Annotated in this window: 1 protein-coding gene; it reads left to right on the top strand. The window is 43.3% G+C overall.

Translation table 11 applies throughout. The annotated features are described in order from the left end of the window. Positions 1-24: 24 nt before the first annotated feature. Positions 25-245 (top strand): hypothetical protein (locus tag AC3II9_RS22295; RefSeq protein ID WP_489158941.1); only part of this gene is annotated, 221 nt, incomplete at its 3' end.

The following is a 245-nucleotide window of genomic DNA, read 5'->3' as shown; positions in this document are numbered from 1 at the left end:
ATTTATTAGTGGACGGTTTCTAACATGAAAGATCAGTACAAGAAAGTGAGCCAAAAACACATGCTTGGTTTTATGTACTACTTGCAATTGCTGGGCTACGTAATAGTCCGGCAAGGCATGGATCAAGCAATGTTTCTAACCAAACATTATGCGGTACCAGTCGCTTGGCGCCGCATCACGATCGACTACAACAACCGGTTAAATAAACCCGCCCAGCAGCTTTATAAAGAGTTTGTTGAGTGGAC

It is taken from the genome of Lysinibacillus sp. RU7, assembly GCF_057837305.1.
Note: the sequence above shows the minus strand (reverse complement) of the source record. Positions and strands in the feature narration are given on the sequence as shown.